The organism is Spirosoma flavus (genome assembly GCF_054778555.1).
In genome coordinates, this window is the sequence record NZ_BAAGZL010000003.1 from 305,784 (window position 1) to 328,073 (window position 22,290).

Annotated in this window: 14 protein-coding genes; 11 read left to right on the forward strand and 3 right to left on the reverse strand. The window is 48.5% G+C overall.

Annotated features, from left to right (window positions below; genetic code table 11):
- The first annotated feature begins 447 nt into the window (after positions 1–447).
- From ACYVF1_RS17905 to ACYVF1_RS17920, 4 genes are all read left to right on the forward strand, one after another.
- Positions 448–1,380, forward strand: a complete 933-nt coding sequence (locus tag ACYVF1_RS17905; RefSeq protein ID WP_461081282.1) for an AraC family transcriptional regulator — start codon at positions 448–450, stop codon at positions 1,378–1,380.
- A gap of 113 nt (positions 1,381–1,493) precedes the next feature.
- Positions 1,494–4,499, forward strand: a complete 3,006-nt coding sequence (locus ACYVF1_RS17910; RefSeq protein WP_461081283.1) for a glycoside hydrolase family 3 N-terminal domain-containing protein — start codon at positions 1,494–1,496, stop codon at positions 4,497–4,499.
- Positions 4,496–4,951 (forward strand): DinB family protein, encoded by a 456-nt coding sequence (locus ACYVF1_RS17915; protein ID WP_461081285.1) that lies wholly within the window; start codon positions 4,496–4,498, stop codon positions 4,949–4,951. Before ACYVF1_RS17910 ends, ACYVF1_RS17915 begins: the two co-directional genes overlap by 4 nt.
- Before the next feature lie 76 nt (positions 4,952–5,027).
- On the forward strand, positions 5,028–5,600 hold the full coding sequence (locus tag ACYVF1_RS17920; RefSeq protein WP_461081287.1) for a P-loop NTPase family protein: 573 nt from the start codon (positions 5,028–5,030) through the stop codon (positions 5,598–5,600).
- Here ACYVF1_RS17920 and ACYVF1_RS17925 read toward each other — a convergent pair.
- Both ACYVF1_RS17925 and ACYVF1_RS17930 read right to left on the reverse strand, forming a co-directional pair.
- A complete protein-coding gene (locus tag ACYVF1_RS17925; protein WP_461081289.1) occupies positions 5,584–6,939 on the reverse strand; it encodes a sensor histidine kinase in 1,356 nt (451 codons plus the stop codon). The two genes, ACYVF1_RS17920 and ACYVF1_RS17925, sit on opposite strands and share 17 nt — an antisense overlap.
- Positions 6,940–6,943: 4 nt before the next feature.
- Complete coding sequence (locus tag ACYVF1_RS17930; RefSeq protein ID WP_461081291.1) at positions 6,944–7,921, reverse strand: acyl-ACP desaturase; 978 nt, start codon at positions 7,919–7,921, stop codon at positions 6,944–6,946.
- A gap of 151 nt (positions 7,922–8,072) precedes the next feature.
- Here ACYVF1_RS17930 and ACYVF1_RS17935 point away from each other — a divergent pair, with 151 nt between their 5' ends.
- Positions 8,073–8,816 carry a lysophospholipid acyltransferase family protein gene (locus tag ACYVF1_RS17935; RefSeq protein ID WP_461081293.1) on the forward strand — a complete coding sequence of 248 codons (744 nt, stop codon included), beginning with the start codon at positions 8,073–8,075 and terminating at the stop codon, positions 8,814–8,816.
- A gap of 205 nt (positions 8,817–9,021) precedes the next feature.
- Here the strand turns inward: ACYVF1_RS17935 and ACYVF1_RS17940 are convergent, their stop codons facing one another.
- Complete coding sequence (locus ACYVF1_RS17940) at positions 9,022–10,407, reverse strand: sigma-54-dependent transcriptional regulator (RefSeq protein WP_461081295.1); 1,386 nt, start codon at positions 10,405–10,407, stop codon at positions 9,022–9,024.
- A 210-nt stretch (positions 10,408–10,617) separates the two neighbouring features.
- On the opposite strand from ACYVF1_RS17940, the gene ACYVF1_RS17945 reads away from it, so the two are divergent.
- The 6 genes from ACYVF1_RS17945 (at position 10,618) to ACYVF1_RS17970 (ending at position 22,244) form a co-directional block, all read left to right on the forward strand.
- Positions 10,618–12,318 carry an ArnT family glycosyltransferase gene (locus ACYVF1_RS17945; RefSeq protein WP_461081297.1) on the forward strand — a complete coding sequence of 567 codons (1,701 nt, stop codon included), beginning with the start codon at positions 10,618–10,620 and terminating at the stop codon, positions 12,316–12,318.
- A 251-nt stretch (positions 12,319–12,569) separates the two neighbouring features.
- On the forward strand, positions 12,570–13,817 hold the full coding sequence (locus tag ACYVF1_RS17950; RefSeq protein ID WP_461081299.1) for an efflux RND transporter periplasmic adaptor subunit: 1,248 nt from the start codon (positions 12,570–12,572) through the stop codon (positions 13,815–13,817).
- Positions 13,818–13,932: 115 nt separating this feature from the next.
- Positions 13,933–14,610 carry an ABC transporter ATP-binding protein gene (locus ACYVF1_RS17955; protein WP_461081301.1) on the forward strand — a complete coding sequence of 226 codons (678 nt, stop codon included), beginning with the start codon at positions 13,933–13,935 and terminating at the stop codon, positions 14,608–14,610.
- A gap of 151 nt (positions 14,611–14,761) precedes the next feature.
- Complete coding sequence (locus ACYVF1_RS17960; RefSeq protein WP_461081303.1) at positions 14,762–17,137, forward strand: ABC transporter permease; 2,376 nt, start codon at positions 14,762–14,764, stop codon at positions 17,135–17,137.
- A 115-nt stretch (positions 17,138–17,252) separates the two neighbouring features.
- Positions 17,253–19,673, forward strand: coding sequence for an ABC transporter permease (locus tag ACYVF1_RS17965; protein WP_461081305.1), 2,421 nt, complete (start codon positions 17,253–17,255; stop codon positions 19,671–19,673).
- 153 nt (positions 19,674–19,826) lie between these two features.
- On the forward strand, positions 19,827–22,244 hold the full coding sequence (locus ACYVF1_RS17970) for an ABC transporter permease (protein ID WP_461081307.1): 2,418 nt from the start codon (positions 19,827–19,829) through the stop codon (positions 22,242–22,244).
- The last annotated feature ends 46 nt before the right edge of the window (positions 22,245–22,290 follow it).

Consider the following 22,290-nt stretch of genomic DNA (forward strand, 5'->3'; position numbering starts at 1 on the left):
GAATTAGTCAATGGGAAGTTGAGCGATCGTATCATTCAACTGAACGATTCTATCAAAATTGGTTAAGTCAGACAGCTACTCGTCGCATAGCGACCAAAGGTTTATAGTCACAAAATCTTTCACAGTGAACTTCGTCGCGTAGCGACCTAACATTTAAACGATCTGTTAGGTCGCTACGCGACGAAGTTAGACGGGGGCATTTCGATTGCTACAAACATTAGGTCGCTATGCGACGAGTGGTTGTCTGGCTTAACCAGTTTCTTAAAATGGAACTTTCAGCATTCGACATTTACGATTTTTTAACCTGAGTTAGGCACGTAACAAACCAAACGATTCGTTGTCAAAGAGGTTATAAATAGTATTATATCAATTTTTAATTGCCGATTAATACGTACATTTAGCTAGCCAAATGCTTATTTACCAGGCAATTCCTCCCCATTTTTTCATATGAAAAGCGGACAGACTCCTTCCTTTGATGTTTCTCGCCATTTGCAGTCGCGACAGCTGGAGCAGGAGGTAGAAAACCGGACAGCCTATACCATCGACACGGCTGAACTGAATATTTATGAAACGCAACACGTAGCGGAGAAGGTTGAACTTACGTTCAATAGCCCGGTGCTGGCCAGCATGATACGTGGTAAAAAAGTGATGCATTTACCCAATACGCCTTCGTTCGATTTTCTGCCTGGTGAGTCGGTCATTGTGCCGGGCGATGAAACCATGTGTATTGATTTTCCGGAAGCGCAATTGCAGAATCCGACACAATGTCTGGCGCTGGCGATTGCTCCCGATAAAGTTCGTCAGGTTACCGATTTGCTTAATGACCAGACGCCATTGATAGATACTCCTCAGGGATGGCAGTTTGGTCAGCAAAACTTCTTTCTGACGAACGACGAACCTATTCATCAGCTCATTGCCCGCCTGATTTACATCTTCACGGAGAACAATAAGGCCAAGGATGTATTCGCCAATCTGGTGCTGCAGGAACTGGTTGTCAGGCTCATGCAGACTCAGGCACGGGCGCTGCTGCTTAGCCCCGCTACGTCGCTGGTGAGTGTCAATCGGCTGGCACACGTAGCGCAGTATATCAATAAATTCCTGCACCGGAATTTGCAGATTAAGGAACTGGCCGATCAGGCGTGCATGAGTGAACCCAATTTTTACCGGACGTTTAAGCAGACGTTCGGCTTAACGCCAGTCGATTACATTAATCAGCAACGTATCGCTCAGGCGTCAAAACTGCTACGTACTACCAACCGCTGTCTGGACGACATCAGCACGGAATGCGGTTTTAACAACCTGACGTACTTTATGAAACTCTTCCGCCGGGAAATGGGTCAATCGCCCGCTCAGTATCGAAAACAACTCATTACGTCGTAACGTAGTGAACGTGACGAGCTTCTGGATGGCCTAGAACCTTACAATGGCTTTTTCATGTGTGCTGTAGAATAGTTTTGTATTTTTGGGAGACCAATATACAATTCTGCCTACTTATGCCCCATTGCCGGTCTTTTTTCTTCGGCTTCTGCTACTTGCTGCTGTCGTTCACTTCATTCGCGCAAACTAAATCACCCTCGTTTTTACAACTCAATGAGCGTCAGGCGTGTTGGGTCGATTCGGTATTTACCAACATGAGTCCCGAAGACCGGATTGCCCAATTAATCATGGTCGCCGGATACTCCAACCGCAAACCTAATTACGAAGATTCGTTGATACGTCTGGTACAGACTTATAAACTGGGTGGCGTGGTCATGTTTCAGGGCGGGCCGGTACGTCAGGCGCTGCTTACCAATCGATTACAGGCCATTGCGCGCGTTCCCTTGCTCATTGCGATGGATGCCGAATGGGGAATAGCTATGCGGCTAGACAGCACGGTACGTTATCCCTACCAGATGACGTTAGGGGCCATTCAGGGGAACGACAGTTTGATTTACCGAATGGGCGCGAATCTGGCACGTCAGGCACGTCGGTTGGGAATGCATATCAATTTCGCGCCATCAGTTGACGTCAATAATAATCCGAATAATCCAGTTATCAACTTCCGTTCGTTCGGCGAAAACAAGTATGACGTAGCGCGAAAAGCCCTCGCCTACATGCGGGGGATGCAAGACAACCGACTGTTAACCAGTATCAAACACTTCCCCGGCCACGGCGACACAGGCACCGACTCGCACTACGACTTGCCGCTGATTGCCAAAAGCCGTGCCCAACTCGATTCGCTGGAGCTGTATCCGTTTAAGCAGTTAATTGATGCGGGGGCTTCGGGCGTGATGGTCGCTCACCTGAGTATTCCTTCGCTGGACACAACACGTAATCGCCCATCTACGCTATCGCCCGCCATCGTTACCAATCTGCTTAAGAATGAGTTAGGTTTTCAAGGGCTGGTATTTTCTGACGCCATGAATATGAAGGGCGTAACCAAATATTTCCCATCGGGGCAGGCCGATGAGCTGGGTATGGAAGCGGGCATGGACGTACTGGAATTCACGGAGGACGTACCGGCTGCACTGGCTCAGATCAAAGGGGCCGTGGTTTCTGGACGTATCACGCAGGCTTCGCTAGATGCCCGTTGCCTGAAAGTGCTACGTGCCAAAGCCTGGGCGGGTCTCGACCAGTACAAACCCATCGTGATGGAAAATCTGGTTAATGACCTCAACTCCGTGCAGGACGATTTGTTGAATCGGAAACTGACCGAATCCAGCCTGACTGTTCTGAAAAACGATAAAAATATCCTGCCTTTGCAGCGGCTCGATACGTTACGTATTGCCTCGGTAGCCATCGAAAGCGATAAGATCACCGCCTTTCAGCAAATGGCCGGGAATTATACCCAAGTCGACCATTTCAACGTAACGTCAAAAACGCCCGATTCAACGTTGGGGGCGCTACGTGATTCGCTCAAAAATTACAACCTGATTCTGGTCGATGTTCATTTGAATAACATTCGTCCGGCGGCCAAATACGGGATGCAAACCAAAACGGCGGCTCTGGTTAGCGAAATGGTTTCAACCGGCAAAGCTGTGGTGACGGTATTCGGGAACGTCTACGTGCTCGATAAGCTGACATTCCCGATGGATACGGCCAAAACCAGTCGTAACATTGAGGATGCACGAGCCATCGTAATGCCCTATCAATTAACCAATTACACCGAAGAACTATCAGCGCAGTTGATTTTCGGAGCGATTGGCGCATCGGGTAAATTACCGGTTACCGTCAACCAGCGATTCCGGGCGGGCGATGGTTTGCCCGTTTCGTCGCTTGGCCGTCTTAAATACACTATCCCCGAAGAAGTGGGTATCGACAGCCGTTACCTGACTCAGCAGGTCGATTCGCTGGTAAACGTCGGCCTTACCGAACATGCGTTTCCGGGTTGCGTAGTACAAATGGCCAAAGATGGTAAAGTCATTTTCCGCAAGGCTTACGGAAACCATACCTACGATGCTTCACTCGGAGCTGAACCCCAGCCCACGCAACTCGACGATTTATTTGACATGGCGTCGGTTACCAAAGTTAGTACATCGACGCCGTCGCTGATGAAACTGGTCGATGAAGGCAAATTCAACCTGAACGGAAAAATGGCTGACTACCTGCCCGATTTCAAAAAATCGAACAAAGCCGATCTGGTCTGGCGAGACGTATTGACGCACCAGGCCCGCCTGAAAGCCTGGATACCGTTCTGGATGGATACCAAAAATCCGGACGGCACTTTTAAATCCAAGACGTTTCAAAAAGAACGTAGCGGACGATACCCGATTGAAATAACCGACAGTTTGTACGAGTTTCGGCGGTATCCGAAAACCATTTTCGAGCAGATCAGAGACTCTCCGCTGAATGCCAAAAAAGAGTACGTTTATTCCGATCTGTCGTTCATTTTGTATCCGCAGATTGTGAAACGTATCACGGGTACTGATTTTGAAGAATACGTCAAAAGCAGCTTTTATCGTCCGCTGGGCGCTACAACGCTCACGTTCCAGCCACGTCGGTTTTATTCGCTAAATCGCATTGTTCCAACGGAATATGACTCGTTATTCCGTAAAACGCTCATCTGGGGGCGCGTACATGACGAAGGTGCGGCCATGCTCAATGGTTTGTCAGGCCATGCCGGCCTGTTTGGCACAGCCAACGATTTGATGAAATTGTATGAGATGTATCGACAACAGGGTAGTTATGGCGGCCAGCGATTTATTTCCCAGAAAACCATCGCTGAATTTACCCGTTATCAGTTCCCTGAATTGGGCAACCGACGGGGGCTGGGATTCGACAAACCGTCATTTACGTATTCAGGAAATGGTCCCCGGTCAGCAACGAAAGCCAGTTATGGGCACTCTGGTTTCACGGGTACGTTCGTCTGGGTTGAACCAGACCCGGCCTATAATTTAACCTACGTATTTCTATCGAACCGGGTTTATCCGACACGTAACAACAACAAAGTCATTACGTTAAATACCCGAACCAATATCGTAGAAGCGCTTTATCAGGCAACGAAACGCGGAATTCAATGAGAGATCATCTGATTCAACTACTGAATTACGAACTCTGGGCCAACCAGCGTGTGATCAGCGCACTCGAAACCATCACGAATCCGCCCGCCCGAGCCATTGCGGTTATGGGGCATATTCTGTCGGCGCAACACGTCTGGCTCGGACGTATCATGAACGATCCGGCGTTTGTAGCTATCTGGGAAGATACGCCGGTCAGTTGGATGAGCGAAATTGCCGAACGGCAGCACCGGCAATTGGTGAGTTACGTAACGACTCTTTCCGAAACGGACTTACTGAGATTGATTTCCTACAGTACGTCTAAAGGTGAGCCTTACGAAAGCACCGTGTTTGACATTTTGACCCATACAAGTCATCACGCGGCTTATCACCGCGGGCAGGTCGTGCAGCTGATACGTCCTTTAATCGCAGACGCGCCCGTAACTGATTATATTTTCTGGATTCGGGAAGTGTGAATTTATCGGCGTTTTCTATATCAGCTAGTTAAGACGTAGCGCCAAAAGCAGACGTAACGCACAGTTTTTCAGCTATATGCGTATTCACATATTTGGCGCTTCAGGTTCAGGGGTTACGACACTTGGCAAGGCTTTGTCAGCTGAGTTGGCTATTCCCTATTTTGATGCTGATGACTACTACTGGTTACCTAGCTCCCCTCCTTTTGAAATCAAGCGTGATCCATTAGAACGTAACAGCAGTTTGCTGAAAGACTTGAATGAGCAAACTAGTTGGGTTTTGGGCGGCTCGTTAGATAGCTGGGGAGAATTTTGGCCGTCGCTTTTCGATCTGGTCGTTTTTTTATGGCTCCCCACCGATATCCGAGTTGAACGTCTTTGGCAACGAGAAATCGAGCGATACGGATGGCACCAGCAGGATAGTATTCAGCAACAACGCTCCCGAGAATTTATCGACTGGGCAGCCGCTTATGATTCGGGTTTGCTGAAAGGTCGTAGCCTTCCCCGCCACGAAGCCTGGATAAGACAACTCCTCTGCCCTATTCTCCGACTCGAAGGCGACTTAACTGTAGAAGAGCGCATGAAAGCCGTGAAGGCTGAACTTGAGCGCATGACTATTCGCTCAGAGGTCAAATTTAGAATGCCAGACTAAATGTACTTCCCTGTCCCGGCGTCGATTCGGCAGTGAGCTGGCCGTTATGCAGTTGCATAATTTGCCGTGATAGACTCAGACCGATGCCAGAGCCTGTTTTTTTTGTGGTATAAAACGGAATGAAAATTTGCTCCAATGCTTCGGGTTCAATTCCGGGACCGTTATCTTTCACGTGAATTATAACGCGGGGGCCAGCCGCTTCGGCAAGAAGGTCAATAACGGGTGTCTGGCCTTTATCAAGACTCTCTACTGCGTTCTTAATCAGGTTGATAAGAACCATCTCAATCTGTCCGGCATCGGCCCGAATGGCTAGGTTGGGCGATGAAACCGTACAGGTAATGGTCGGTTTGCGGGCATTGGTTTCGGCCAGCTGAACAACGTTACGTAACAGCGGTTCAAGAGCTACATCTGCAAAAATCGGCTGCGGAATGGTCGTAAAATTTCGATACGCATCCACAAACTGCATCACCCCCGTTCCGCGCTGTTCGATGGTCGACAGCGCATCACGCAAATCATTCACAGATTCATTCACATACTTTGGGACTGGATGCTGTGCTTCGTCTGACGTAAAAGGTACCAAATCCGTTTCCACAATATCACGCATGGTGCCCGCCAACGACACAATCGGGGTGATCGAATTCATGATCTCATGACGTAGTACTTTCGTCAGGTTTTGCCAGGCATCAAGTTCCCGCTGCTGAAGTTCGCTACGTATATTCTGCATCGACACAACCGTTACTAGTCTTCCCCGTAGTCGAACAGCTGTGCAACGTATCGACAACTCACCATCAGCCCCTGTCTGGTACGATACCGGCGTGGGCGACGCAGCAGCAGCTTTGAGTAACGTAGCAAGTTCGGCGTGGGTACTTTTTAAATCGGCAAGGGTTCGGAGCCGGTAGATGCCTAACAGACGTAGCGCCGTTTGATTGACCAATTCCACCTGACCGGCCGCGTCGAACGTGAGTAGACCAACATTTACGTGCTGAATAATCGTATTGACGTAGTGCAGATTCGCTTCTTTTTCGGCCCGCGCCTGCCGAAAGGCATCAAGCACCTCGTTAAACTGGTCGTTGAGTTCGTAGAACGTAGGACCCAGATTACTATCGGCCCGGAAAGCTACGGCAAAGTCAGAATAACGTACCGATTCGAGAAAGCGGGTCAGCTTTCGGTTCAGGCTCGTTACGTATTGATACAGATTAGCCGTTAGAACGATTTCCAGGATAAACAGCGGAAACATCACGAGTCCGTTCGTTTCCCGAACATATCCATACGTAATGGCGCCGGCCAATACGATGACACCCGCAATGCGCCAGCCTATGCCGATAGCGAAACGGTTCATATCTCTAAGCCGCTATCCAACTAAATGGGTACTCAAGCGCCGGGATTTTAGTACGTTCGGCCACGCGACGCAGACGTACCGGTAATGCCATCAGGTAATCGCGGGCGCGCTGACCGGCATCGTTCAGGCCCGTTATCGACGCTATTTTCCAGTCAGTTAACAACGAATCAGCGATGTCGATGTAATCCTGGGTTGTATAAACGCCCAAACGCTGAGCAGCATCCGAGAAATGGCTAAAGGTTTCGCCTAGTTTCACGCCGGTTTCGCGCAGGAAGTGAGCTGGCATCACAATTTTCTTACGCATCATGTCCTCGAACGCCAGCATCATTTCCGACGGATCTACCTCGAAAATCTGATCGACAAACGATTTGTAGGCTTTGGCATGGCGCATTTCATCTGAAGCAATAACGCCACAGATTTTCGACAACTGCGTACAACCTGCCTGTTTGGCCAACGTAGCAGTACGTCGGTGAGAAAGGTTTGTAGCCAGTTCCTGGAAGGATGTATAAACGAAATTCCGGTAGGGATCACGTCCTGTGCCGATATCAAATCCATCGGCAATCAGGTATTGGGTCGACACTTCCATCGCCCGCATATTCACCCGGCCCGACAGATAAAGAAATTTATTGAGCAGATCGCCGTGGCGGTTTTCTTCGGCGGTCCAGCTACGTATCCAGCGCGTCCAGCTATGCGGATTATTCTGGTCGATACCTTCCATGTCCATCAGCCACGATTCGTAGGTAGGCAGCGCTTCTTCCGTAATGGTATCGCCAACAAGCACGGCAATATAATCGTATGACAGTTCGCGAGTGCTTTCCCGAAGCAGCTTCACCTCATCCAGAAACGACTCTTTGGTAGTATCAGGCAGCATGTCAGACGGTTGCCAGTACGTCTCAATCGGTTTGAGAAATTCATCAATGGAGTTATCGACTTTTTCACCGACGAACTGCATAACCTCAATACGTGCACCTGTTAAGCTCATACTTTAAACAACGTAGAAAATGAATAATTAATCCAAATAAGGGACAAAGTTCCGTTAAAATCGCTGATGATTTATCTCGGAAACCATTTTTATCTGTAACAAGATGAAACGGGTTGTTAATTTTGGCTAGAAATAGCTTGCTGATTCTGAAATGAAAAAAGTGCTGGATTATTTATTGAGTTGCGTTTATCTACTCTACTTTGGATTAGTGCTGGTTATTTTCCACGTATTACAGGTAATTGCGTTCAATGTATTTGGAAAACAGGCGCACAAAAAAACGGTCGACTGGATGAACGCGGCCATCTCCTACGGCTGGTATCTGACCGGAAGCAGCATTCATTTCCATATTCCGCCTAACCTGCCTACCGACCGCCCTATCATTTTCGTGGCCAATCACCAGAGTATGTTCGACATCTCGCCCATTATCTGGTTCTTACGACGGCACGGCCCCATCTTCGTCTCCAAAATCGAACTGGCGAAGGGCCTTCCCGGCGTATCCTACAATTTACGGAAAAGCGGAGCCGCCCTCATCGACCGAAAAGATCCGAAACAGGCCATTATGGAAATCGCCCGTTTGGGAAAACTCATTAAAGACACGAATCGATCGGCGGTTATTTTTCCGGAAGGTACCCGCTCGCGCGACCCGGAAGGGCGTATGAAACCTTTTGTGGTGGGTGGCGTCGCTACGTTGCTGAAGCGGGCTCCGAATGCCCTTGTGGTCCCAATAGCCATTCGAGGAACTGGCCGTTTCAACCCAACTGGCCTTTTCCCGCTAACGTCGTTTACACGCATGTCGTGGACTACGTTGCCCGGCATTGAACCCACCGGTTTAACGCCTGATGAAGTAGTTAAACAGGCGCAGGAATCTATTGCAAAGGAGTTGGGGCATAATTAATTCAACCGGACAGATTTTAGAAATTGCAGACCGTGTGGTCGCAGGATTGACAATCGAAATACGTCAGAGTTCTGTCTAAATATTAGCTCAGATCAGTCTATTACGACAGAAAATGAATCAGGACTTGCGCAGGTTGAGTACATCCAGCAACAAATACTGACCCTTTTACTGATCGGCTATAACAAGTAGATGATTTGTAGACTAATTACATTCCGAACTTCTCCAAGCGACGATATAATGCCTGGCGTGACAGACCCAGCTCACGTGCTACGTCGGTAATACTGCCTCTGTATTTTTGCATCGCCTGTTTTATCAACTGTCTCTCCATATCTTCCAGTTGAAGCGTATCATTAACAGGAGATGCTACTGCCGCTCCGTTTTTGAATACGAAATTTGTTGGCTCGAGCATCGTTCCTGTGGTCAGTTCAGGGCGAGCCAGAATAACCGCCCGTTCAACAGCGTGTTGCAACTCCCGAACGTTGCCCGGCCATTGATACTGCTTCATTTCGACAAGTAATGCTGGACTCAGGCCAGATACGGACCGGTTATACTGTTTCGCGTATTTTTTCAGGAAAAATTCAGCCAGTTGCCCAATATCGCCCGGACGCTCACGCAGCGGAGGCAGGTGTAGTTCGATGGTATTGATACGGTACAGTAAGTCCTGCCGAAAAGCCCGCTCTGCTACCCGTTCATTTAAATCGGCGTTGGTGGCGCAGATGAGTCGGACATCAATTGGACGGGCTTTGTTCGAGCCGACGCGCGTTACCTGCCGCTGCTGAAGCACCGTCAGCAGACGAGCCTGCTGCGATGGCGTGAGGTTACCGATCTCATCCAGGAAAATCGTGCCGCCGTTGGCTTCCTCAAAACGTCCGGCGCGGTCGTCGCGGGCATCGGTAAAGGCACCCTTAACGTGGCCAAACAGTTCACTTTCAAACAAACTTTCGGTCAGTGCGCCTACGTCGACGCTCACAAATGGCTTGTCACGTCGGTCCGAATGTTCGTGAATAGCGCGGGCAATCAGATCTTTACCCGTACCGTTTTCGCCCAGAATCAATACGTTGGCGTCGGTAGGGGCTACCTGCTCAACTGTATCGAGAACGGGGCGCATGGCCGAGCCGATGATATTGGTCTGCTTCGACGCTTTTTTATCACCAGAATCCTTGCCATTCTTTTTTCCATTAATCAGTACGGCCTCCTCACCGGCTTCTTTTTTGGCTTCAACAGCCTTCCGAATGGTTTCCAGAAATTTATCGTTCTGCCAGGGTTTCAATACGAAATCGACTGCCCCTGCTTTGATGGCCCGAACGGCCATTTCTACGTCGCCGTAGGCCGTGAACAAAATTACTTTTGAGTCGGGAGCGATGTCCAGAATACGGTCGAGCCAGGCGAAACCCTCGCGTCCGCTGCTCACATCACGCTGAAAATTCATATCCAGCACAATGGCATCATACTGATTATTATTGAGCAGAAACGGCAATTTCTCTGGGTTCTTTTCAATATCCACTGCACCTACGTGGCGTTTTAGCAGCAGGCGGGCCGCCAGTAGTACATCGGGGTCGTCGTCGACGAGTAGAAGTTTAGCGTCTTGCATATATCCAAAGATGACAGACTAGGCGAATAGGTTGCACGAGCATCTGATTCCACAACGAATTACGGTTTTCTTCCGTATTTTGGCCGTTAAATATGTGTTAAGTGGTAGTTTATTAGAAGTAGATGGTCAATTATATAGTTAGACGTACGACCATCGACATGTCACGGATGGTTGTTAATAATTGTCCTAATTTAGCAACAAACGCCGGAAATGTCTAGTCAATTTGACGGTTTTGATAGCCGCCTGTTTTATGGGCTTGTGATGGCTGGTGTGCTCCTGAATGCAACTGGCCTATTTCCGCCAATCATGGAGCTCGATGGTGCGCTGTATGCCTGCATCGCCAAGGCCATGGCTCAGTCCGGTGATTTTGTGAATCTATACGCCGTTGGTGCTGACTGGCTCGATAAACCCCATTTTCCATTCTGGGTAGCAGCGAGCAGTTATAAACTTTTCGGTATCAATACGTTTGGTTATAAATTTCCGGCGCTACTGTTTTTCCTCGGGAGTGTTATTTATACGTATCATTTTGCCCGATTAACGTATTCGAAAGGAGTAGCCCAAGTTGCTACGTTGGTGCTGCTGACTGCTTTTCATGGCGTGTTGTCCAATAGCGATGTCCGGGCTGAACCTTACCTGATGCCACTTATTATTGGGCCAGTCTACCATTTTTACCGCGTATTTCTAGGCGGGCGGTTTTATCACCTGCTCATCGGTTCGTTGCTAACCGGCTGCGCCTTGATGACCAAAGGTGTTTTTGTGCTGATTCCAATCGGCGCCGGTTTGATTGTTCACTGGCTGCTGACGGGCCACTGGCGAGAGTTCCTAAACTGGCGCTGGTACGTTGCGGTAGCGTTGTCATTTGTTTTTACGTTACCAGAAATTTACTGCTTATATCAACAGTTTGACCTTCATCCAGAGAAGGTTATTTTCGGCAGAACGAACGTATCAGGTATTCAATTTTTCTTCTGGGACAGCCAGTTCGGACGCTTTTTCAATACGGGTCCCATCAAAGGTTCGGGCGATAAATTTTTCTTTGTCCACACGCTGCTTTGGGCGTTTTTGCCCTGGTCGATACCCTTATACATAGAAGTTGGTAAACAACTGATCGCCCTCGCTAAACGCCAACGTAACGCCCCCGAATACGTATCGCTGGGTAGTGGCCTTGCTACGTTCGCCTTGTTCTCACTCTCGGGATTTCAGCTGCCTCATTATCTGAATATCGTCTTCCCGTTTTACGCCATCCTGACCGCGCATTTTCTAACGAATCTCACGCCATCGGTACTACGTCGCTGGACGATTGGCCAGACGATTATTGGCGTCCTGATCATCGCGTTAACTATTGGTTTACTGGTGCTGGTACGACCAAATCAACTGGTGGGCACTGTCTGTTGGATTGCCGTCATGACGTTTGCTACGTTCACCCTGTTCCGACGGAATAATCTGGCGTCGTTGATGGGTCGAATGGTGAGTAGCATGCTGATTCTGGCTGGTTCGCTGAACCTGATTTTGTATCCTACTTTTCTGAATTACCAGGCCGGTATGACAACCGCCCGATACGTCAACGAGCAAGCCACGCTGTCTAAAAAACCCACGCTTCTGTACATGCCGGGAACCGGCGTTGGGGGTGGCAGTTTCTGGTCGTACGAATTTTATGCTGATGCGCCCACGCACTACGTTCGTTCGGATTCGTCGCTACGTTCTCAGCTTTTGAAAGGGTCTCAACATGTGTTTACAACAACTGAACAGGCTGATTCACTGATGAGCCGGGGCTTCACGGTGCGGCATCTTGCTACGTTCCCCTATTACCACGTTAGTCGGTTGACGTACGCTTTTCTGAATCCAGAGACTCGCCCTCAAACGTTGCAGTCGTATGTACTGGTGGAACTAAAGAACGAAAGAGCGAAAGAGTAAAAGAGTGGGTCGCCAAGGCAGTACAAGAGCGAATAGGTTAACAGAAACGGCTCGGCTAAAACCGGACAAATCTCGTCCGAAAGCGGACAACCACCCTACTCTATTATATATTAAATTACTGATAATCAATTATATTCAGCAGTTGGCATGACATTGGCACAAAGCTTATTAGCTAGAGAGTTCTGAGCGATTATTCAAGTGTCACTTTTCATTCGCTCTTTCACTCATTCACTCTTTCGCTCTTTAAAAAAATGGATCGCGTCTTACCTAAACGATTTTGGACAACACAGCGTATCGCAATTATTGGTGGTGGTGCGCTCATCATCGGCTTACTTGCCTACACACTTTTATTTGCCGACCGTCGGTCGAAGTTAAATGTTGAAAAAGATAAAATAACCGTATCCGACGTAACTACCGGACCTTTTGAAGATTTCATTGCCGTAACGGGCGTCGTTCAACCCCTGAAAACCATTCGTCTCGACGCCATTGAAGGCGGATACGTAACGCAGAAACTTGTTGAAGGTGGTAACATGGTGAAGAAGGGCGAAGTGCTGCTCAAACTTGAAAACCAAAGTCTGAAACTCAGCTTCCTGCAATCGGAAACGGAAGCGAACCGACTCGTTAACGACTTACAGAATACCCGTCAACGCATTCAGATTGAACGCTTTACGCTACGTAAAACGCTGGCTGACGTAGATGCTCAAATTTCACAGGCGAAAGACACTTACGAACGGCAGGAGAAGCTCTTTAAAGATAAAGTTGTTTCGGAAGAAGATTACCTGAAAGCCAAGCGTGCATACGAACGGCTCGTGAGCCAACGTAACATCGAGATCGAAACGCAGAAGTATCAGGAAGAAAATGCCAAGTTCCAGATCAAACAATTGGAAGGTACGTTGCAACGTACGCAGAAAAATGTCGCTCTTTGGCAGCAGACACTCGACAATCTGGTGGTAAAAGCGCCTGTTTCGGGTCAATTGTCGAGCATCGACGTAGAAGTGGGTTCGAACATCAACCGGGGTCAGAATATTGGTCAGATTGATGATATGAACGGTTTTAAAATGCGCGTTGGTATCGATGAGCATTACATCAGCCGGGTTTTTTCGGGCCTGAAAGGTTCCTTCGAGTTTAATGGGAAAATGAACGGGCTGGAGATCAGTCGGGTGTATCCAGAAGTACGTAACGGCCGGTTTGAAGTTGATATGATCTTCCCACAAAAAGCACCGGAAGGTATCAAACGGGGTCAGTCGTCGCCGATTCAGTTGGAATTGGGCAAAGCGGCTAAAGCTACCCTTCTTCCCGTTGGTGGTTTCTTCTCCGACACAGGTGGCAACTGGGTATACGTAGTGGATAAATCGGGCAAGCGGGCCGTAAAACGACCCATTACGTTAGGCCGCAAAAACCCCGAATTTTACGAAGTGCTGTCGGGCTTAGAACCTGGCGAACAAGTAATTACGAGTTCTTACGAAAATTTTGGTGATAACGAAGTACTTGAATTCTAAAATCAGAATCTAGATTTTATCAGGATTGAAAGGATTAAACAAGATGGGCTGATGCTTAACATCCTGAAAATCTTTCCAATCCTGTTGAAATCCTGGTCAGACAAACCCCTACACAATGATCCAAACAGTTGACCTTCAGAAACTCTTCGCAACCGAAGAAGTAGAAACCACCGCCCTCAATGGCATCAATATGGATGTGAAAGACGGCGAGTTCGTAGCCATCATGGGGCCCTCAGGCTGTGGAAAATCCACGCTGCTTAATATTCTGGGTTTGCTCGATAACCCCAGCGAAGGGCAGTATAATTTCTACGGTACGGAAGTGGCCAAAATGACTGAACGACAACGGGCTCAGCTTCGGAAAGGTTCTATTGGCTTTGTATTCCAGAGCTTTAACCTGATTGATGAGCTGACCGTCTATGAAAACGTAGAACTTCCGCTGCTGTACCTGAAAACGCCTGCCGACGAACGGAAAAAGCGTGTTGAAGAGACGCTGGAACGCATGAGTATTATGCACCGACGTAATCACTTCCCGCAGCAACTATCAGGCGGTCAGCAGCAACGTACCGCTATCGCTCGCGCCGTAGTTGCTAAACCCAAGCTGATCCTTGCCGATGAACCGACGGGTAACCTCGACTCGAAAAACGGGGAGGAAGTAATGAAGCTGCTTGGTGAACTGAACGATGAAGGTACGACCATCATCATGGTAACGCACTCTCCGTATGACGCCGGTTTCGCCCACCGCATCATCAACCTGTTCGATGGTAAAGTGGTGACCGAAAATTTCCACGTATAGTCTGAACCGCACGGGCGGCCCCGCGGGATTCAACGGATTTAAGGATTTTCTGGATTTTGTTCTCGATGAAAGCGCTTGAAAGAAGCGTTCGAACAAAATCCAGAAAATCCTTAAATCCGTTGAATCCCGGTTCTTATTGCTCCTAATCCTTATGTTTCGCAACTACGTCAAAATTGCCTTCCGGAGTTTGCTCAAGCACAAGCTTTACTCCTCAATCAACATCTTAGGACTGGCACTGGGGCTAGCCTGTAGCTTGCTCATTGGATTATGGGTACGCGATGAACTGAGTTACGACCGTTTTCTGCCTAATGTCGAACGCATCTGTTTCGTCCGGGTCAATTTTCTAAATCCAAATACGGGTGAGATTGGCACAAACAACGTAACGCCGGGGCCGCTGCAGGAAGCAATAACCCAAAGCATTCCTGAAGTAGCAGCCGCGGTTAAGTTAAATTTCAGTTCTGATTATCTACTAAAAGTTGGCGAGAAGAAAGCTAAAGAAAAAGGGTTCTACGCAACTAAGGATTTTTTTGGGGTATTCGACTTGCCCGCCGTTTATGGAAATCCTGGTACTGCCCTTGCCCAGACAAACCAGATCGTAATTACCCGAAAAGTTGCCGAAAAATTCTTTCCGAATGGCCTGGCCATTGGCAAAACACTTCAGCTCAATAATGATAAATACTACGTTGTTGGGGCCGTAATTGAAAACCTCCCCCCTACGTCAAGCCTGCAGTTCGACTGGTTAGTCAATTGGAAAGAACAGGAGCAGGATTGGATGAAGACCTGGGGTAATAGCTCTTTCTCTACTTTCGTTCGGTTACAGCCCAAAACAACGCTGGCGCAGGCTGAAAAAGCGATGGCCAGTATCTACCCGCGCTTTGCCGGTAAAAACTTCGAAGCAGGCCGTCCCACCCTACAACCCCTTACCAACCTTCATTTATATAGTGAGTATAAAGACGGAAAATCAATTGGAGGGCGTATCGAGTACGTTCGAATTTTTTCGGTAGTGGCTTTATTCATCCTGCTGATTGCCTGTATCAATTTCATGAATCTGGCCACGGCCCGTTCGGCTACCCGTGCCAAAGAAGTGGGCGTCCGAAAAGTAGTTGGCGCGCTACGTTCCTCGCTCATCCGGCAATTTTTGAGCGAATCGCTATTAACAAGCCTACTGTCAACCGTACTGGCACTGCTGTTAGTCTGGTACACACTGCCTGCGTTCAACACGGTTTTTGGGAAACAGCTGGCGCTTGATTTCGCTGATCCAGCCCTTTGGTTGCTCCTGCTGGGCCTGGTGATTGTTACTGGATTCCTGGCTGGCAGTTACCCCGCTCTTTTCCTGTCGTCGCTAAAGCCAATTAAAATTCTTAAAGGTCGATTGCAATTTGGAGCCGGGCCGGCTTTTTTCCGAAAAACGTTAGTCGTGTTTCAGTTCACACTCTCAATTTTTCTGATTATCGGTATGCTGGCGGTGGGCAAACAGATGAATTACCTGCGTACTAAAAATCTTGGCCTCAACCGCGAAAACGTGCTTTACTGGGTCATTGAGGGATTTACCGATACGAAAAAATTCGATGCGTTTTTACAGGAAGTCACTCGTCAGCCTTCTATTGCATCTGCCACAACCACCATGGCGTTGCCACTTAACATACAAGGATCTTCGGGCGATTTGGACTGGCCGGGCAGAAATACAAAATTGGATAATAATGTAGCCTGTATGTTCGTGGGGCATGATTTTATACGTACCATGAACATTACGTTAGTGGGCGGACGCGATTTTCGGGCCAACAGCCGAGCCGACTCATCGAGTTACATTATCAACGAAGCGGCTGCCAAAATGATGGCTCAGTCTACGCCGGACATGAAAAATCCGATCGGTAAGGAAATTAAGTTCTGGATGGGAAAAGGGCCTGTGGTTGGCCTGATGAAAGATTTCCATCTGCAATCGCTCCACCAAGCTATTAAACCCTTGGTTCTCTGCTATAATTATCAGAATACGAGCTATTTACTTGTAAAAACCAGAGCCGGACAAACGCAGCAGGCACTCGCCGATTTGGAGCGGATTTCGAAGCAATTTAATCCAAACTACCCTTTTGATTTTCATTTCCTAGACGAAGAATATGAGAGCCTGTATCGCAGTGAACAACAGGTTCATACGCTCGTCAATTATTTTGGAATTATCGCCATTCTGATCTCGTGTCTGGGATTGTTTGCCCTGGCAGCGTTTACCGCTGAGCAACGTACCAAAGAAATTGGCGTTCGTAAAGTCTTGGGAGCCAGCATTACGAATATCGTAGGAATGCTTTCGACTGATTTTCTAAAACTGGTATTCATCGCCTTACTGCTATCGTTTCCAGTGGCCTGGTGGGCGCTCGATAAATGGCTCGGCACGTTCGCCTACCAAACTGAACTAACATGGTGGATTTTCGGTCTGGCCGGAGTCCTGTCGATTGCCATTGCTACGTTGACGGTTAGTTATCAGAGCATTAAAGCCGCCGTCATCAACCCAACGCAAGCGCTACGTTCGGAATAATACATGTTGAGACTAGGCATACCTTGTCTCATGCGCGTCAGCAATTTTTACGTCTGCAAACCATCCGGTTAGGAGACAAGATATGTCTTGTCTCTGCATAAAACTATAAACAACAATGCTAGCAAACTACCTCAAAATAGCTTTTCGTACACTCTGGAAGCATAAATCCTCTACGTTTATCAACCTTGTAGGGCTGTCGGTGGCGTTCGGAAGTGCTACGTTACTGTTTCTGTCCGCTACGTTCGAATTGTCCTTCGACCGTTTTCACGTTGATCACGACCGCATCTACAGAGCTTATTTTCGCATCAACGACCCCAAAGGAACGGAGCTCCGTTCCTCAATGCCTTACCCATTTGTACCCGCGCTGAAGCAGGAGTTTCCCGAACTGGAAGGAGCGACGCGCTATCAGGAAGGGCACGGCGCGATTCAGTACGGCGACAAACAGATACAAAAGCAAATCGACGGGGTCGATGCCGACATGTTAACGATTTTTTCGTTTCCGATGCGGCAGGGTAATGCTCAAACAGCGCTTAATAGTCTGAGCAGTATCGTGCTGAGCGAGAACGTAGCGAAAGACATATTCGGGACGGCCAATCCAATGGGTAAGTCACTACGCGTCAATGGCTTCGGCGGCTGGAAAGATTTTATCGTAACGGGAATAATTGCTGACTTTCCTGATAATTCCAGTATTCAGTACGATGCCTTTGTTCGTATCGAAAATATTCCTGAATACCCGATCAACAAAGACCGCTGGGACAATACCCAGCACACGGTTTATGTGAAAGTGAAGCCTGGCATGTCACAGGCTTCGTTTGAAAAACGTCTGCAACCGTTTACCGGGAAATACTTTCAGAGTACTATTTCTGAACTAAAAAAAACAGGCGCCAAACCTGACGAACGGGGCGAAATTTTCAGCACGCGACTGCAACCACTGCTCGATGTGCATTTTGAGACGGGTATGATTCAGGGCTTAGGCACGAACCGCATGTATGTGTACACGCTGATGCTCATTGGCCTATTTATTCTGGCTATTGCGGCCATCAACTTTGTGAACTTGACGCTGGCCCGGTCGTTTACGCGGGCCCGGGAGGTTGGTGTTCGAAAGTCGCTGGGAGCCCAACGGGGTCAGTTGTTTACACAGCTCTGGGGCGAAACACTACTCATGTGCGGTTCGGGTTTGCTTATCGGCGCGGTGCTGATAGTGGCGCTACGTGAGAAATTCAACGCCGTTTTTAACGCCAAACTGACAACAGATTATTTATTACAACCCATGACCCTGGTTATCGTGTTGTCGGCGTTTTTGCTGGTTACGCTGGTCGCTGGGGGTTATCCGGCTCTGGTCATGACTCGTTTTCAGACGGTTCAGGTACTGAAAGGAACAATCAAAGCTGGCCGACCAGGAATGCTACGTAATACCCTGATTATTACGCAATTTTCGATTACCTGCTTGCTACTAATCAGTACGTTTGTCGTGCTACGTCAGATTAAATTCCTGCGCGAAAAACCCCTGGGCTTCAAAACGGAGCAAGTCATCAGCATTCCGGTGGGTAGCGAAGTGGAAGGCAAATATGCCCTGACCCAGCTACGTAATCGCTTGGCCAATAATCCCAACGTAGTATCCATCACCGGAACAGGCGTTAACCTTGGCCGCGGGTTAGATGGTTCCTCCAGCCGGAATATGGTGGGCTTTCTCCACAATGGTCGGGACGTAACCAGCGACTGGCTACGTGTGGATTATGATTACCTGAAAACGTTGGACATCAAACTCTTAGCTGGCCGCGACTTTAGCCGTCAGTATCCAACGGATTCAACAGTCTCGGTGGTTGTCAGCAGTAGTTTCGCGAAAGAACTAGGTGAAAAACAACCGCTTGGTGCCTTCTTCCAGACCGACTCCGCCGGAACCCGCTACCAGATCATCGGCCTTATCCCTGACATTCATCTGTATGCGTTACGGAATGAAATCAAGCCGATTGCAATGCATATGCATCAGGATGCTAACGTCAGCTATCTGTTTGTTCGGGTGATGCCCCAGAGTTTGTTGGCTATGATGGAAACGCTCAAACAGGAATGGCGGCAAATTGCGCCCAAGTCAGAATTTCAGGGGAGTTTCATGAACGAAAACACGGATCGCTGGTACCGTAAAGAAGAAAAACTGTCACAGATGTTCAGTGTGGCTGCTGGCATTGCCATTGTGTTATCATGCATGGGCCTGTTTGCCATCGCGCTGATGACGATTCAGCAACGTACCAAAGAGATTGGTGTCCGCAAAGTATTGGGTGCCAGCGTAATGAGCATTGTAGTTTTACTATCAAAAGACTTCCTCAAACTGGTTGTGGTCGCGCTGGTGATTGCTTCACCCATTGCCTGGTATAGCATGAATCAGTGGTTAAGCGATTTCCCATATAAAACCGAAGTATCGTGGTGGGTCTTCGCCCTGACGGGTTTACTGGCTGTCAGCGTTGCCCTACTAACGGTGAGTTTCCAGAGTATCCGGGCGGCATTGATGAATCCAGTGAAAAGTTTACGTAGCGAATAAGGGTAGAGACCGGTCTGCCGATGCGGGGGCATGCCCTGTCTCACTAGCGGCAGCAATAAATTACCTAGTTTATAAACCATTCAACAAATACTATTCGAACATGAGACAGGACATGCCCCGCATCGGCAGACCGGTCTCAACACAGACACAACTATGCTCCAAAATTATTTCAAAATCGCCTGGCGGAATTTGATTCGCAACAAAGCTTTTTCGGCTATTAACATTCTGGGACTGGCTATCGGCGTTGCTGCCTGCGTACTCATTTTGCAGTACGTATCGTTTGAGTTAAGCTACGACGACTTTCATACGAAAGGCAACCGGATCTACCGCGTTCAACAGGATCGGTACGACAAAGGGAAACTCAGCACACAATGGGCGGGTGGCGCTCAGGCCGCGGGAAATTCGTTTAAAGCAGCTTTCGGCGAAGTTGAGGACTATGTAAAAGTCTTGAAACGCAGAACATTGATTGCCGATTATGGCGACAAAAGCCTGAAAGTGGAGCGCGTATTTGTCGCCAGCGAATCGTTCTTCAAGATATTTTCCTATCCATTGCTGGCCGGGAATGCCGCCACAGTACTCTCCGAACCGAATACCGTCGTTTTGTCCGAATCGGTTGCCAAACGATTGTTCGGCACTGAGAATCCGATGGGCAAAACCATAAAATTCAATCAGCAGCAGGCCGTGAAGGTAGCGGGCGTTTACAAGGATATGCCCGCTAACACGCACCTCCACGCTGATCTGCTGATTCCACATCTTACTTTTATCCAGGAGGTTGGCAAAGACAATAACCCCGATAATGCCTGGATGTGGGATGGTGCCATGTCGTACCTGCTGCTACGTCCCGACACCGATCCTAAAGCCCTCGAAGCGAAGTTTGTGCCCTATATTCAGAAAACCATCGGCGCAGAACTGAAAAAATACGACGCTGATGCCATCTACAAACTCCAGCCGCTACGTGACATTCACTTGTACTCGCATTTGATGGAAGAAGCGGAGCCAAACGGCGATGGCAAAACGGTTTATCTACTGCTGGGTATTGCCTTTTTTATTGTGGTCATTGCCTGGGTCAACTACATCAATTTAGCCACGGCGCGGGCCATCAATCGGGCCAAAGAAGTGGGCGTTCGAAAGGCGGTGGGTTCGTTACGAGGTCAACTTATCCGCCAGTTCATGACCGAATCAGTATTGCTAAACGGTATTTCGGTCATATTGGCGCTGCTGTTGGTAGCCGTCTCGATTCCCGCTTTTAATCAATTATCGGGTCAGCAACTGTCTTTCTCGTTGCTGGGCAGTGCTACGTTCTGGCTGCCTTTGGTTGGGCTATTTGTGATAGGTGCGTTTTTGTCGGGCTTGTATCCGGCGTTTGTACTATCTGGTTTTCAGCCAGTATCGGTCCTAAAAGGGAAAGTCAGTTCTACGTCGCAGGGTATTTTGCTACGTAAGTCACTGGTTGTATTTCAGTTTGCGGCTTCGTTATTTCTGCTGGTTGGTACGTTGGCGGTGTTCCATCAGATTCAGTTTATGCGGGCACAAAGCCTGGGACTCAATATTGACCAGACGCTGGTTATTAATCCGCCCATTATCCGAACCGACTCCACGTTTATGAAGCAGATGGTCGCTTTTAAAGACGAACTGCTACGTCGGCCCGCCATTCAGAATATCACGGCCTCGTCGGTTGTGCCGGGGCAGGCTTCGGACTGGAACGCGGGCACTATCCGCTTGAAAGGAGCCGACCCGAGCAAGGGAACGCAGTACCGGGTTATTGCGGTTGATTACGATTTCCTGAAAACATTCGATCTGAAACTGATTGCCGGTCGTGATTTTTCCAAAGAATACGGCCTGGAAAAGAAAGCCGTAATTTTTAACAAGAAGGCGATCAAACAGTTAGGTTTCGATAACCCTGAAGAGGCTATCGGCAAAGAACTTGATTTCTGGGGCGATTATTTCACCATCGTAGGCGTAACCGACGATTTCCATCAACAATCGCTACGTGATGCTTATGAGCCGCTCATATTACGTCTCATTCCCGATGTAAGAGGCTATTTTTCAGTTAAGTTGGCCGCTACTGACCTCAGCAGTACGTTGGCAACTGTTCGCACGGAATGGAATCGTTTCTTCCCCGGCAATCCTTTTGAGTATTCATTTTTAGACGAGCGTTTCAACGAGCAATACCGCGCCGACCAACGGTTTGGGCAGGTGTTTGGCTTGTTTACGGCATTGGCCATTCTGGTAGCTTGCCTGGGCCTGTTCGGACTAGCGTCGTTCACGACGGCACAACGTACCAAAGAAATCGGCATCCGGAAAGTGCTGGGCGCGTCGGTCGGCGAAATTGTACAGATGCTTTACCGCGAGTTTGCCATTCTGATTCTGGTAGCTTTTGTTGTTGCCACTCCCCTGGCCTGGTACGCTGTTAGTCAGTGGTTAGAAACCTACGCCTTCCGCACAACGATTCAATGGTGGTTGTTTGCCCTACCCTTTACGCTGGTTCTGCTTATCGCCTTACTAACCGTAAGTTTCCAGAGCATTAAAGCCGCGTTGACGAATCCAGTGAAATCATTACGTAGCGAATAATCTGATCGGACCGCCGACGCGGCCGGGATGCTCAGACAATCCCTAA

What these genes read in the sequence shown, in the direction of transcription:
- ACYVF1_RS17950 (WP_461081299.1), top strand. Translation starts at nt 12,570, where the DNA reads ATGGATCGCGTCTTACCTAAACGATTTTGGACAACACAGCGTATCGCA.
- ACYVF1_RS17935 (WP_461081293.1), top strand. Translation starts at nt 8,073, where the DNA reads ATGAAAAAAGTGCTGGATTATTTATTGAGTTGCGTTTATCTACTCTAC.
- ACYVF1_RS17905 (WP_461081282.1), top strand. Translation starts at nt 448, where the DNA reads ATGAAAAGCGGACAGACTCCTTCCTTTGATGTTTCTCGCCATTTGCAG.
- ACYVF1_RS17940 (WP_461081295.1), bottom strand. Translation starts at nt 10,407, where the DNA reads ATGCAAGACGCTAAACTTCTACTCGTCGACGACGACCCCGATGTACTA.
- ACYVF1_RS17925 (WP_461081289.1), bottom strand. Translation starts at nt 6,939, where the DNA reads ATGAACCGTTTCGCTATCGGCATAGGCTGGCGCATTGCGGGTGTCATC.
- ACYVF1_RS17960 (WP_461081303.1), top strand. Translation starts at nt 14,762, where the DNA reads ATGTTTCGCAACTACGTCAAAATTGCCTTCCGGAGTTTGCTCAAGCAC.
- ACYVF1_RS17915 (WP_461081285.1), top strand. Translation starts at nt 4,496, where the DNA reads ATGAGAGATCATCTGATTCAACTACTGAATTACGAACTCTGGGCCAAC.
- ACYVF1_RS17965 (WP_461081305.1), top strand. Translation starts at nt 17,253, where the DNA reads ATGCTAGCAAACTACCTCAAAATAGCTTTTCGTACACTCTGGAAGCAT.
- ACYVF1_RS17945 (WP_461081297.1), top strand. Translation starts at nt 10,618, where the DNA reads ATGTCTAGTCAATTTGACGGTTTTGATAGCCGCCTGTTTTATGGGCTT.
- ACYVF1_RS17910 (WP_461081283.1), top strand. Translation starts at nt 1,494, where the DNA reads ATGCCCCATTGCCGGTCTTTTTTCTTCGGCTTCTGCTACTTGCTGCTG.
- ACYVF1_RS17920 (WP_461081287.1), top strand. Translation starts at nt 5,028, where the DNA reads ATGCGTATTCACATATTTGGCGCTTCAGGTTCAGGGGTTACGACACTT.
- ACYVF1_RS17955 (WP_461081301.1), top strand. Translation starts at nt 13,933, where the DNA reads ATGATCCAAACAGTTGACCTTCAGAAACTCTTCGCAACCGAAGAAGTA.
- ACYVF1_RS17930 (WP_461081291.1), bottom strand. Translation starts at nt 7,921, where the DNA reads ATGAGCTTAACAGGTGCACGTATTGAGGTTATGCAGTTCGTCGGTGAA.
- ACYVF1_RS17970 (WP_461081307.1), top strand. Translation starts at nt 19,827, where the DNA reads ATGCTCCAAAATTATTTCAAAATCGCCTGGCGGAATTTGATTCGCAAC.